At 68.1% G+C, this 11,852-nt stretch carries 13 protein-coding genes; 7 read left to right on the top strand and 6 right to left on the bottom strand.

All coding sequences use genetic code 11. The annotated features are described in order from the left end of the window. Window positions 1–45: 45 nt before the first annotated feature. The 5 genes from ACFWU5_RS07325 to ACFWU5_RS07305 all read right to left on the bottom strand — a co-directional run bounded on the left by ACFWU5_RS07325 (window position 46) and on the right by ACFWU5_RS07305 (window position 3,523). A complete protein-coding gene (locus ACFWU5_RS07325; protein WP_379242661.1) occupies window positions 46–312 on the bottom strand; it encodes a hypothetical protein in 267 nt (88 codons plus the stop codon). 101 nt (window positions 313–413) lie between these two features. Further along, entirely contained in the window at window positions 414–1,205 is a 792-nt protein-coding gene (locus tag ACFWU5_RS07320) for an SCO1664 family protein (RefSeq protein ID WP_379266449.1), read from the bottom strand. 1 nt (window position 1,206) lies between these two features. Continuing rightward, window positions 1,207–1,794 carry a DUF3090 domain-containing protein gene (locus ACFWU5_RS07315; RefSeq protein WP_379242664.1) on the bottom strand — a complete coding sequence of 196 codons (588 nt, stop codon included), beginning with the start codon at window positions 1,792–1,794 and terminating at the stop codon, window positions 1,207–1,209. Between the two features lie 51 nt (window positions 1,795–1,845). Then, a complete protein-coding gene (locus ACFWU5_RS07310; RefSeq protein WP_379242666.1) occupies window positions 1,846–2,562 on the bottom strand; it encodes a histidine phosphatase family protein in 717 nt (238 codons plus the stop codon). 31 nt (window positions 2,563–2,593) lie between these two features. Further along, window positions 2,594–3,523: an undecaprenyl-diphosphate phosphatase gene (locus ACFWU5_RS07305; RefSeq protein WP_379243304.1), complete on the bottom strand. Its 930-nt coding sequence runs from the start codon at window positions 3,521–3,523 to the stop codon at window positions 2,594–2,596. 239 nt (window positions 3,524–3,762) lie between these two features. Here ACFWU5_RS07305 and ACFWU5_RS07300 point away from each other — a divergent pair, with 239 nt between their 5' ends. The 7 genes from ACFWU5_RS07300 (at window position 3,763) to ACFWU5_RS07270 (ending at window position 9,755) form a co-directional block, all read left to right on the top strand. Next, a complete protein-coding gene (locus ACFWU5_RS07300) occupies window positions 3,763–4,740 on the top strand; it encodes an aldo/keto reductase (protein WP_379242668.1) in 978 nt (325 codons plus the stop codon). Window positions 4,741–4,757: 17 nt separating this feature from the next. After that, the gene (locus ACFWU5_RS07295) at window positions 4,758–5,771 is read left to right on the top strand and encodes a hemin ABC transporter substrate-binding protein (RefSeq protein ID WP_379266448.1); all 1,014 of its coding nucleotides are present in this window, start codon (window positions 4,758–4,760) and stop codon (window positions 5,769–5,771) included. Beyond that, the gene (locus ACFWU5_RS07290) at window positions 5,768–6,877 is read left to right on the top strand and encodes a FecCD family ABC transporter permease (protein WP_379242672.1); all 1,110 of its coding nucleotides are present in this window, start codon (window positions 5,768–5,770) and stop codon (window positions 6,875–6,877) included. The genes ACFWU5_RS07295 and ACFWU5_RS07290 overlap by 4 nt, the downstream gene beginning before the upstream one ends. Further along, window positions 6,874–7,722, top strand: a complete 849-nt coding sequence (locus tag ACFWU5_RS07285; protein WP_379266447.1) for a heme ABC transporter ATP-binding protein — start codon at window positions 6,874–6,876, stop codon at window positions 7,720–7,722. The genes ACFWU5_RS07290 and ACFWU5_RS07285 overlap by 4 nt, the downstream gene beginning before the upstream one ends. A gap of 190 nt (window positions 7,723–7,912) precedes the next feature. Further along, window positions 7,913–8,245 (top strand): VOC family protein, encoded by a 333-nt coding sequence (locus ACFWU5_RS07280; RefSeq protein WP_379266446.1) that lies wholly within the window; start codon window positions 7,913–7,915, stop codon window positions 8,243–8,245. A gap of 77 nt (window positions 8,246–8,322) precedes the next feature. Then, the gene (locus ACFWU5_RS07275; RefSeq protein ID WP_379266445.1) at window positions 8,323–8,898 is read left to right on the top strand and encodes a TetR/AcrR family transcriptional regulator; all 576 of its coding nucleotides are present in this window, start codon (window positions 8,323–8,325) and stop codon (window positions 8,896–8,898) included. A 68-nt stretch (window positions 8,899–8,966) separates the two neighbouring features. After that, window positions 8,967–9,755, top strand: coding sequence for an oxidoreductase (locus ACFWU5_RS07270; RefSeq protein ID WP_379242680.1), 789 nt, complete (start codon window positions 8,967–8,969; stop codon window positions 9,753–9,755). Here the strand turns inward: ACFWU5_RS07270 and ACFWU5_RS07265 are convergent, their stop codons facing one another. Continuing rightward, window positions 9,756–11,852 carry an MMPL family transporter gene (locus ACFWU5_RS07265; RefSeq protein ID WP_379266444.1) on the bottom strand — a complete coding sequence of 699 codons (2,097 nt, stop codon included), beginning with the start codon at window positions 11,850–11,852 and terminating at the stop codon, window positions 9,756–9,758.

Here is an 11,852-nt window from a genome sequence, read left to right as displayed (position 1 = left end):
GGCGCCACCGCTCCCCGACGTGCGGCGGACACCGAATCGATCAGATCACTGCTGGCGGCACTGCATGTGCGCCGAGTGCGGGCCCAGCGGACCCAGTTCCTGCAGCGCGAAGTAGGCGGCGCCGACCTCGTTGCTGGCCTTCACGGTCACGTCGGGCAGCGGCTGCCCGGCATGGTCGACCGACGAACACACGAACGTCTTGCCCGACCACCAACCGCCGGGAAGTGCCTGTGCGGGTGCGGCGACAGCGGCGACGGCACCGGTGAGCAGCAGGGCGGCAGCGGAAGTGGTCACGATGGAACGGGTCGACATAGGACTCCTCAGATCTCGCGGGGATAACGAAAGTGCTTGGAGCACACTAACACCAGCGCTGACCAGGTAACAGAGCGTCGGCACCCGCGCGGGTCCTGCCGTCAGAACGCGGGCCAGGGGATCGGGCGAGAGGAGTTGGGCACCGGCATCGTCGGCTGGTCCAGCAGCGCTGTCGCACGTTCGGTGAGCGCGGTGATCTCGGCGTCGGTGATGTGCGGGGCCAGCGAATCAGCCACGGCGCCAGGAAGATTCGCGGCGAAGGTGCTGATGTCGGCGATCAGTGACTCGTGCACCGGGCGGCCTGCCCAACCCCACAGCACCGTGCGCAGTTTGGGTTCGGTGTGCAAGCAGATGCCGTGGTCCACGCCGTAGACCTGACCGTCGACGCCTTCCAGCGCGTGTCCGCCTTTGCGGTCGGCGTTGTTGAGCAACAGGTCCAGCACGGCCATGCGTTGCAGGCGTGGGTCGTCGGCGTGGATGAGCGACACCTCGTTGCCCTGTTCGTCCAACGCGCGCAACACTTCACAGAACCCGTCGGGCACGGTTCCCGGCGTGCACAGGTCGACCAGGTCGGGACGTTGACGCAGGTCGGTGCGGTTGTCGACCGAGGTGACCCACCGTTGCACCATGCCCGGCCCGAAAGGCCCGTCGCGCAGCACGGTTTCGGGGATGACACCCCAACCCAGGTGTTGCGAGATCAGGTACGACGCGACTTCACGCCCGGCGAGGGTGCCGTCGGGGAAGTCCCACAGCGGGCGTTCGCCGCGCACCGGCTTGTACACCACCCGCAGTGGCGCACCGTCGGGTTCGGGTGCGGCGATCTCGCACACCAGCGTGAGATTGCTGGCCACTCCGATCCGCCCGACGATGTCGAGGTCGCCCTCGCCGATCACCTCACTCCTCTTCGAGCTCGGCCGCGCCGAAGATCTCGCCGCGCTTGTACCCGTTGGTGCGCACGCACATGTGCCCGCGCTGCGACAGCGGTTCCCCGCACAGCGGGCACGGTGGCCGCCCGGCCGCGATCACCCGCGCCGACCGCAACGCGAACTCGCGCGCCTGAATCGGCGTGAGGAACACCCGCACCGCGTCGGGTCCCTCCTCGGTGTCGTCCAGGACCACCGATTCGTCGACCTCGGTTTCGGTGATCGCCAGCAGTTCCACCACCACGGCGTTGGCGTCGGAGTCCCAGCCCAGTCCCATGGTGCCGACCCGGAATTCGGTGTCGATGGGGGTGACCAGCGGCGCGACATCGCGCACGTCGTCGCCCTCGGGCGGCACTTCGGCGCCGAACCGACGCGCGACCTCGTCCAGCAGCAGACCCATCCGGTCGGCGAGCACCTTGACCTGCTGCTTTTCCAACAGCACGCTCACCACCAGCGGATCCTGCACGGCCTGCAGGTAGAACGAACGATCGCCCGGTTCACCGACGGTCCCGGCGACGAAACGATCGGGGGTGCGAAATACATGGATTGCGCGTGACACATGCACCTCCTGATACGTGACCCTGATCGACACTCACGAACACACTCTCCGTCACGGAGAATCGCGGTGCCCCGCATTCCCATTATCCGCGCTCGCGGCCGCGGGCACCTCTCCACCGGGAGTCGGTGTGGCCGACGCTCCCGCGGCCAGCGCGGAAAGATCACCGCCGGTGTCGTTGAACTTCCATACCGAGGGCCCGTGCGGTGCGTACCGGACCACGCTGATCGAGGCCGGTTCGACCGCGATCCGCTGAAAACTGTCCAGGTGCAGGCCCAACGCGTCGGCCAGGATCGACTTGATGACGTCGCCGTGCGCGCACGCCACCCACAGCACATCCCGGCCCGCCTTCTCGGCCAAGGTGCGTTCGATATCGCGAATCGCGGCGACCGCGCGCTGCTGCACCTGCGCCAACCCTTCCCCACCGGGGAACACCGCCCCCGAGGCGTGCCCCTGGACGACCCGCCACAGCGGTTCGGTGACCAGTTCCGCGATCGGGCGCCCGGTCCAGTCGCCGTAATCGACCTCGATCAGCCGCTCGTCATGATCGGGTTCCAGCCCCAGCTTCTCCGCCAACGGCGCCACGGTCCGCTGACACCGCAGCAGCGGTGAACTGGCGATATGTTCGATCGGCAACATCGCCAACCGGTCCGCGACCGCAGCCGCCTGCTCGACACCGCGGTCGGTCAGTTCGACACCGGGGGCGCGCCCGGCCAGGGTGCGCGCGGTGTTGGAGGTGGACACTCCGTGCCGCAGCAGGATCACCGTCATGGGACCAGCCTAACCATCAGGGGCATTTCGCTCAGGTCGCGGAGACGACGCCCGCGGCGAGCAGGCCCATCACCGTGAGGCCGACGATGATCCGGTACCCCACGAACCAGTACAGCGAATGGTTGCTCACGAACTTCAACAGCCAGGCCACCGAGGCGTACCCGACGAAGAACGCCAGGATCGTGGCGACCAGCAACTGCGGCCCACTGGCATTGAGTCCTTCGCCCGCGGGTTCGAACGCGTCAGGCAGGCTGAACAGCCCCGACGCGGTCACCGCCGGGATGGCCAGCAGGAACGAGAACCGCACCGCCGCCTCACGCTTCAAACCCAGGAACAGGCCCGCGGTCGAGGTCGCGCCGGACCGGGAAACACCGGGAATCAGTGCCAGACACTGCGACAGACCCATGATGATGCCGTCGCGGGTGGTCAACTGCTCGATCGAGCGTTCCTTCTTACCGAAGTGCTCACCCGCGGCGATGACCAGCGCGAACGCGATCAACATGAACGACACCAGCCACAAATTCCTGGCCCCGGTACGGATTTCGTCCTTGAACAGGAACCCCAGCACCCCGATCGGGATGGTGGCGATGATCACGTACCAGCCGATGCGGTAGTCGAGTTCACGTTGGGTGTCACGTTCGTGCGCCTCGCGCGCACTGCGGTCCATCACCGGCAGTTTCGTGGTCACCCGGTCCCCCACCGCGACTTCGCGCTGCGACCGTTCCCGCCACCGCAGACCGAGGGTGGTGAACCAGGCCACCAGGATTCGCCAGATGTCCTTGGCGAAATACACCAGCACCGCCAGCTCGGTACCCAACTGGGTGACCGCGGTGAACGACGCGCCCGCGTCCTGGCCGAAGAACACGCCCGACACGATCCGCAGGTGTCCTGAGGAGGAGATCGGCAGGAACTCGGTGAGCCCCTGCACCAATCCGAGTACCAATGCCTGGAACCAGGTCATCGCCTCGCCCACCACGTCCTCCTGCTGACTCGCGCCCGAAAGACCGCGTCCTCCTGGGCTTTTGCACTGCGCGCGGCCCGCACGGCCGCGATCTCGCAGCGACCCTACCCGTCACCGCGCCGGGTCGCCGCCCGCGCACCCGCCCTGCACGGCACCGGCGACGCCCGCGCGGGTCGGTGAACGGGGCAGCGGCGGTGCGCGCATTAGGCTGTGGCCGTGACGAATGCGCGGGCGCGGTGATGGAACAGCGAACGGTGGGACGCAGCGGACTTCGGGTGTCGCGAATCGGGTTGGCGACCCATACCTGGGGAACACATACCGATGCCGACGAGGCGTCGGTGCAGTTGGCGGCGTTCACCGAAGCCGGTGGGACGCTGGTCGACCTGTCCCCGGTGTATGGCGAGGGCGCGGCGCAGGCGATCCTGGCGGACCTGCTGGGCGAGGTGGTGTCGCGTGACGAATTGGTGCTCAGTGGCAGTGCCGGGGTGGTGATGCGCGCACCCGGTGCCGGCGTCGGCGATTCGGTGCCCGCCCCCGCGGCGATGGGCCCGGTGGTGGATGCGTCGCGACGCACGCTGCTGGCACAACTGGACAAGACCCTGCTGGAACTGGGCACCGACCACCTCGACATCTGGAGCATCGCGGCCTGGGACCCGTACACCCCACTCGACGAGGTCGCGGCCACCCTGGACACCGCGGTGCGTACCGGCCGCACCCGGTACGCGGGGGTGCGCGGGTTCGCGGCGTGGCAGTTGGCCAGTCTGGCCGCGATCGCGCCGATCACCGCCGCGCAGTCGCCGTATTCGCTGCTCGCGCGCGGCACCGAGAACGAGGTGATTCCCGCCGCCCGTCATCACGGGGTCGGCGTCATCGCGTCGGCGCCGCTGGCGGGCGGGATCCTGACCGGCAAGTACCGCGACGGGGTGCCCGCGGATTCGCGCGGTGCCGACGAGGCCACCGCGGCGGAGATCCGGCGCAGGCTCGACGACGATCGAGCGACCAGGGTGGTCGACGCGCTGGTCACCGCCGCCGACGGTCTGGGCACGTCACCCCTAGCGGTGGCGCTGGCCTGGATTCGGGATCGGCCCGGGATCGCGAGCATGATCGTGGGTGCCCGTGACATCGGTCAGCTCACCGGCGTGCTGGCCGCGGAAACCCTCGAGTTGCCGCGTGCGATCGCGGCGGCCCTGGACGATGTGAGCGCCCGTTCCGAATGATGGCTAGCCTTACCTACATGAAACTGCGTGGCGTGCTGACGGTGATGCTCGCGGCGACCGTGCTCACCGGCACTGTTGCTTGCACCTCGAGCAATTCTGCATCGACTGCCAATTCCGGTGGTCCGGTGACCGCTCAGCTCGCCGACCTGGACCCCGTCCCGATCGGTGCCGCGCCCACCCCCGTATTGCCGGTCACCGTGAAGTCCTACGACGGCACCGACGTGACCGTCACCGATGTGTCGCGCATCGTCGCGGTCGACCGATACGGAACCCTGGCTCAAACCGTCTGGGCGCTGGGGTTGGGCGGCAATCTCGTCGGCCGCAGCACCTCCGCCTCGTTCCCGGCCGTCGCCGCGGTGCCCAATGTGGCCGGTGGCAACGGCAGCCTCAGCGTCGAAGCGGTGCTGAACCTGCGTCCGTCGGTGTTTCTCACCGACACCACCAGCGCGGCCCCCGCTGTACGCGAACAATTACGCGCGGCCGGGGTGAACGTGGTCTATTTCGACCCCGAGCGCAGCATGGACGGCGTCGTCCCGCAGATCGAAGCCGTGGCCACCGCGCTGGGCGTGCCCGACGCGGGCAAACAGCTGGGCGCACGCACTGCCGACGAGATCGCCACCGCGACCGCCCGCGTGCCACACCAGGATCCGCGACCCAAGATCGCGTTCCTGTACCTGCGCAGCACCGCGATCACCATGATGGCGGGCCGCGGCTCGGGCGCGGACTCGCTGATCACCGCGATCGGCGGGGTCGACGCGGGCACCGCCGCCGGGGTGAACGAACCGTTCGTGACCATCACCAGCGAGGCCATGATCGCCGCCGCCCCCGACGTGCTGTTGGTGATGTCGGACGGTCTGAAATCGGTCGGCGGGGTCGACGGGCTGTCGAAGGTCCCCGGTATCGCCCAAACCCCCGCGGGCCGCAACCGGCGCGTGGTCGACATGTCCGACGCGGTCGTGCTGAGCTTCGGCCCCAACACCGGCCGCGTGGTCTCCGCCCTGTCCGACGCGGTCTACGGCACACCGGCATGAGTGACGCTCCCGACCTGACGAAACCGCGCATCACCGATTCCACCCCGGACCCGCTGCCGAGCCCACGCCACCGAGGCACCCGGGTGACCGTGGTCTTCGCCGTAGCGCTGCTGGCATTGTTGGTGCTGGCGCTGGTGTCGGCAGTTCTCGGGCAGGTGCCGACCACCGCCGCGGAAGTGCTCGGCGGCGTCGCGCACCGAATCGGCCTGGACATCGGCCCCATGCCCGCCCATCCCGCCGGTGAAGTCACGCTCTGGGAGGTCCGTTTCCCGCGAGTCGTGCTGGCCATCCTGGTCGGAGCCTCGCTGGCCACCGCAGGCGCCTTGCTGCAGGGCGTGTTCGCCAATCCCCTGGCCGAACCCGGCATCATCGGCGTCTCCGCCGGTGCCGCGGTCGGAGCAGGCACCGTCATCGTGGTCGGTGGCGCGTTCGTGGCCGCCTGGTCGGTAGCCGCCGCCGCCTTCGTCGCGGGTTTGATCACCACCGCGCTGGTCTACGTGCTGTCCAGATCCAACGGCCGCACCGAAGTGGTGACCCTGATCCTCACCGGTGTCGCCATCAACGCCTTCGCCGGCGGGCTGATCGCGTTGCTGCTGTTCGTGGCCACCCCCGCCGCCCGCGATCAGATCGTGTTCTGGCAACTGGGCAGCCTCAACGGCGCCACCTGGCCGTCGGTCGCGATCGTGGCGGTCCTGGCCGGGGTCGGAATACTGGCCGCGATCCTGATCGCCCCACGCCTGGACCTGCTCGCCCTGGGCGATTCCGCCGCCCGTCACCTCGGCGTCGACGTGGAACGCCTACGCAGGCAGGTGATCGTGGTGGTCGCCCTGCTCACCGCCGCGGGCGTGGCGTTCAGCGGCATCATCTTGTTCGTCGGCCTGATCGTGCCGCACCTGGTCCGCATGATGGTCGGCCCCGGCCACCGCGTACTCGTGCCTCTGAGCGCGATCGTGGGCGCGGTGGTCCTGCTCGGCGCCGACGTCGTCGCCCGCACCCTGGTCCACAACGCCGACCTGCCGCTGGGCATGCTCACCTCCCTGATCGGCGGCCCGTTCTTCTTCTGGCTGCTGCGCCGCACCCGAGCCCGTGCGGGAGGCTGGGGATGACCCGTCGAAACTCCTGGCAAGCGATGTTCACCCGCACCCCGGACCTGCCCGCACGCCCCGAACCCGGCACCGTGACCCTGCGCGCTACCGGGCTCACCGTGCAGCGCGGCTCCCGCACCGTCCTCGAAGCCGTCGACTTCCAGGTGGCGGCAGGCGAAATCGTCGCCCTGGTCGGCCCCAACGGTGCGGGCAAATCCAGCCTGCTCGCCGCGCTGGCCGGTGAACTGGAACCGAGCACGGGCACCGTGAAACTCGAAGGCCACGCCCTGTCGCACTGGACCCCCGCCGACATGGCCCGCCGCCGCGCGGTCCTGCCGCAATCGCACACCCTGGGCTTCCCGTTCACCGCCCGCGAAGTCGTCGCCATGGGCCGGGCCCCCTGGTTGCACACCCCCGCCGCCGACAACGACGACGCCCTCATCACCGCCGCTCTGGCCGCCACCGACGTCACCCACCTGGCTTCTCGGGTGTTCCCGTCCCTGTCCGGCGGCGAACGGGCCCGCGTGGCGCTGGCCCGCGTGCTGGCCCAAGACACCGCCACCCTGCTGCTGGACGAACCGACCGCCGCACTGGACCTGGGCCACCAGGAGGCCGTGCTGCGCCTGGCCGCCGCCCGCGCGGCGCAGGGCGCAGCGGTGGTCGTGGTCGTCCACGACCTCGGCGTAGCCGCCGCGTACGCCGACCGCGTCACCGTCCTCGACGATGGCCGCGTCGCCGCCGACGGCCCCCCACGCGAGATCCTCACCCGCACATTGCTGACCACCGTCTACCGCCACCCCGTCGACGTGTTCGACCACCCGACCACCGGCGCCCAACTCGTCCTGCCCGAACGCGGCCACCGCTGACCCGTCCTGGTCGAACACCTTCACCGCAGCAAAAACACCGGGCGACACGCACATTCACGGCGACGGACGAGCCGAGCACCCCTGAGTAGGCTGACCGGCGAGGTCATTCGTCCACCGCGGTCACCATCGCCCGGCGATCGGTCTACTCATCGCTGACGAAGATGGCTCGCCGCATCGCAGAGGAGATCCGATGAGCCCCACCATCGCCAGTGTCGTCATCCCCGTATCCGACCTGGCCGCGACCAAAGCCGTCTACACCACCCTGTACGGCACGCCGCACACCGACGAGTCCTACTACGTGGGCTGGGCGGTCGGCGACGTCCAGATCGGCCTGGACCCCAGCGGTGACATCGCCGCGGGACCGGTCGCCTACACCGCGGTAGACGATGTCGACACCGCCCGTTCCGCCGCGATCGACGCCGGCGCCACCGAGCGCACCGCCCCGCGCGAGGTCAGCCCCGGCACCCGCATCTGCGTGCTGGAAGACCCCAACGGCAACCCGTTCGGCCTGATCGGAAAATAGCCCGCTGGATCGTGGCACGTCCACGGTCCTTCACCCGAGTTATTGACCTATAGGTTCAAAACAGCTACGGTTCGAGCATGGCCAGGCCTCAGAACTTCGACACCGACACGGTCCTCGACCGCGCGATGGACCAGTTCTGGACCCACGGCTACGCCAACACCTCCCCCGCCCAACTCGCCGACGCCGCCGGCATCGGAAAAGGCAGCCTGTACAACACCTTTGGCAGCAAACGTGCCCTGTTCGACATGGTTCTCGACCGCTACGGCCGACTCGGAGTCGAGATGGCGCGTGACTACATGTCCCGCCCGGGTTCCACCCGCGACTGCCTGCGTGAATACCTGCGCGCCTCAGTCGATCTCGACATGGCCTCCCCCACTCGACGCGGCTGCCTCGCCGTCAACACCGCCGCGGAACTGGGTGGCAACGACACCGCGGCCACCGATGCCTTACGTGGCATCGAGCAACGCATCGTCGCCACCCTGGCCGCGCGTATCGATCAGGGCCGCCGCGACGGCGACGTCCACCGCGACGTCGACCCGAATTCGGTTGCGGCCCTGCTATTCACGACCAGCGGAGGCTTGCGCCTGATGGCCAAGACCACTGACGCCACCCAGCTCTACCGCATCATCGACGTAGCGCTGACCACACTCTGAAACCCTCACGCCCACACTCCTTTTCGCATGTCCTAGTTATTGACCTGTAGTTCAAGAAAGGTACGAGAATGGATCTCGAACTCACCGGAAAGACCGCCGTCGTCACCGGAGCCTCCCGCGGCATCGGCCTCGCCGTCGCCGAAACCCTCGCCGCGGCAGGCGTGCGCGTGGTCGGTGCCGCCCGCACGATCACTCCCGAACTCGACAAGGTCGCGGCCGCAACGGTCGCCGCCGATCTGAGCACCGAACACGGCGTCACCACGGTCTTCGACACTGCGCTAGAGGAACTCGGCGGCATCGACATCCTCGTCAACAATGTCGGCGGTGGCGACCCCGAAGCACTCACCATGGGTGGTTTCCTCGACACCACCGACGACCAGTGGCACCACTACTTCGACCTCAACCTGTTCAGCGCCATCTGGTCCACCCGCGCCGCCCTGCCGAGCCTGCTCGACCGCCGCGGCACCATCATCAACGTCTCCTCGATCAACGCCCACCTGCCTGCGGCCGGCCCCGTCGGCTACAGCGAAGCCAAAGCCGCCCTCACCTCCCTCGGTAAACGCCTCAGCGAGGAATTCGGACCGCAGGGCGTGCGCGTCAACACGGTCTCCCCCGGCCCCGTCGGCACCAGGATCTGGCGCGACGAACACCGTGTCGGCGCGAAAATGGCTGCCGCCCATGGTATTTCCCAAGACCAGTTCCTGGCGGCGCTACCTGATCAGTTCGGCATCGCCTCGCGGCGCATCTCCGAACCCGACGAGGTAGCCGCCCTGATTGCCTTCCTCGCCTCGGGCCGCGCCGCCAACATTCTCGGCGCGGACCTGGTGATCGACGGCGGCACCATCAAGACGACCTGACTACTTCCAGATGATCTTCAGCAGTGCCGGTGTGAGGATCATGCGGATGATCGTGGCGTCGATGATCAGCGCCACGATCATTCCGTAGGCGATGTATTTCATCAGCACCAGATCCGAGAACCCGAACGCGCCGGTGACCACGATCAAAATGGCCGCCGCGGAAGTGATCACCCCGCCGGTGTGGGCCACGCCGTAGCGAATCGACTCCTGCGCGTCGGCCCCGGCCGCGCGCTTCTCCGCGATGCGCGACAGCAGGAACACCTCGTAGTCGGTGGACAAACCGAAGATCACCGTCACGATCAACGCCACCACCGCGAACATCAACGGCCCCGGCGTGAAGTGGAATATCCCGGCACCGTGTCCTTCCACGAAGATCCAGGTCAGCACGCCCAGCGTGGAGAACAAGCTCAGCGCGCTCATCGCCACGGCTTTGACCGCCAGGATCACCGACCGGAACGCCGCGATCATCAACGCCAGCGCCGCGGCGATCAGGATCGCCAACAGCAGCGGCAGCCCGTCGATCAACCCGTTGATGCTGTCGCGTTCCAGCGCGGGAATGCCGGCGACCATCACCTGCACGCCCGGCGGTGCGGGTAGCGATCGCAGCGCATCGATCACCCGGTCGGCGTCGCGTTTGTCACCCAGCCCCGCCGACAGCACGTTGACGTTGTCCTTGGTCGCCGCGGCGGGTTCGAATCGTCCGGTCAGCCCGGGAATCTGATTGGCTTCGAACCGGATATCGCCCAGCTGCTCAGGTGAGGCACCCACCACGATCAGTTTCAACGGCTCGGTGCGGAACCCGGGAAACAGGTGGTCGAAGTCCTCTTGGGCCACTCGCGCGGGGTTGTCCACGGCCAGGTATTTCTCGCTGATCCCCCCGAATTCGATGTGCCGCAACGGAATACTCAACGCCAGCAACCCGAGCACGATCGGAATGACCACCGCCCACGGTTTGCGCATCGCCCATCGTGCCAACCGGGAGAAGAACCCGGCGTCGATCTGGGCCTCGGTCTTGCTGCGGGAGAAGCGTTTCCAGCCCAACCAGTCCACACGGTGCCCGACGATGCTCAGCGCGGCGGGCAATGCCGTCACCGACAACAACGCCGCCAACATCACCGCGGAGATGCCACCGTAGGGCACCGACCGCAACACCCCGTTGGGGAAGATGAACAGCGCGCCCAGACTCACCGCGATGATCGCCGCGGAGAACAGCACGGTGCGGCCCGCGGTGGCCACGGTGCGCGCGGTCGCGTCCTCGACCGAGCGTCCGGCGGCCAGTTCCTCCCGGAACCGGGTCACCGTGAACAGCCCGTAGTCGATCGCCAATCCCAATGCCACCAGGGTCATCACCGCCGCGGCGAACACGTTGACCTCGATGTGGGCGGTGAGCACCCGCAAAATCCCGGACGTGCCCAAAATCGTGAGCCCGCCGATCAACACCGGCAGCAGCGCGCCGATCACCCCGCCGAACACGAAGTACAGCAGGATCGCCACGATCGGCAACGCGATGATCTCCGCGCGCTTGATGTCGTGCTGCATCCCGATATTGATGCCCTCGACCACCGGCTGCAGCCCGGCCAGCTGCACGGTCGTGCCCCCGGGACCCCCGCCCGGCACGCCCGCGTCCAGGTGCGGTTTCAGCGCCAGATAGTTGTTCACCGTGACCGTGCCGCCACCACCGGCCAACCCGATGCTGGCGAACGCGTGCTGTTTGGTCGGATCGGAGGCATTCGCGGAAAACGGGCTGTCCCAATAACTGTCGATCTTGTGGATCTGAGCGCCGTGCGTCTTGCGCAGATCAGCAAGCGCCGCGGTGACCGGTCCGCGCACTCCCGGGTCGTCCACGGTGGTGCCCGGGGGTGCGGTGTAGATGACGATCAGGTCGCCGTCGGTGTCGCGGCCGAACGTGTCGTCGGCCAGTTTCGACGCCGCCACCGACTGGCTGGACTCGTCGAACCAACCCTCCTGGGTGTACCGGTCGGTCAGGTCGCGACCGAACCACCCCGACACCAGCACCGCCGCCACGAAGAATCCGAGCACGAGAAAACGGTGGCGGTGCACGAAACGGCCCCACCGCAGGGATCGAGATTCACGCAT

The organism is Nocardia sp. NPDC058640, assembly GCF_042716995.1.
Classification (GTDB): Bacteria; Actinomycetota; Actinomycetes; order Mycobacteriales; family Mycobacteriaceae; genus Nocardia.
The sequence above is the reverse complement of the archived record's forward strand: the minus strand, read 5'-3'. Positions and strand labels throughout refer to the sequence as shown.

Excerpts from the sequence above, each read along its gene's own strand:
- ACFWU5_RS07290 (WP_379242672.1), top strand. The coding sequence starts at position 5,768 with ATGAGTGACGCTCCCGACCTGACGAAACCGCGCATCACCGATTCCACC.
- ACFWU5_RS07280 (WP_379266446.1), top strand. The coding sequence starts at position 7,913 with ATGAGCCCCACCATCGCCAGTGTCGTCATCCCCGTATCCGACCTGGCC.
- ACFWU5_RS07265 (WP_379266444.1), bottom strand. The coding sequence starts at position 11,852 with ATGCGTGAATCTCGATCCCTGCGGTGGGGCCGTTTCGTGCACCGCCAC.
- ACFWU5_RS07325 (WP_379242661.1), bottom strand. The coding sequence starts at position 312 with ATGTCGACCCGTTCCATCGTGACCACTTCCGCTGCCGCCCTGCTGCTC.
- ACFWU5_RS07285 (WP_379266447.1), top strand. The coding sequence starts at position 6,874 with ATGACCCGTCGAAACTCCTGGCAAGCGATGTTCACCCGCACCCCGGAC.
- ACFWU5_RS07295 (WP_379266448.1), top strand. The coding sequence starts at position 4,758 with ATGAAACTGCGTGGCGTGCTGACGGTGATGCTCGCGGCGACCGTGCTC.
- ACFWU5_RS07305 (WP_379243304.1), bottom strand. The coding sequence starts at position 3,523 with ATGACCTGGTTCCAGGCATTGGTACTCGGATTGGTGCAGGGGCTCACC.
- ACFWU5_RS07275 (WP_379266445.1), top strand. The coding sequence starts at position 8,323 with ATGGCCAGGCCTCAGAACTTCGACACCGACACGGTCCTCGACCGCGCG.
- ACFWU5_RS07300 (WP_379242668.1), top strand. The coding sequence starts at position 3,763 with ATGGAACAGCGAACGGTGGGACGCAGCGGACTTCGGGTGTCGCGAATC.
- ACFWU5_RS07310 (WP_379242666.1), bottom strand. The coding sequence starts at position 2,562 with ATGACGGTGATCCTGCTGCGGCACGGAGTGTCCACCTCCAACACCGCG.
- ACFWU5_RS07270 (WP_379242680.1), top strand. The coding sequence starts at position 8,967 with ATGGATCTCGAACTCACCGGAAAGACCGCCGTCGTCACCGGAGCCTCC.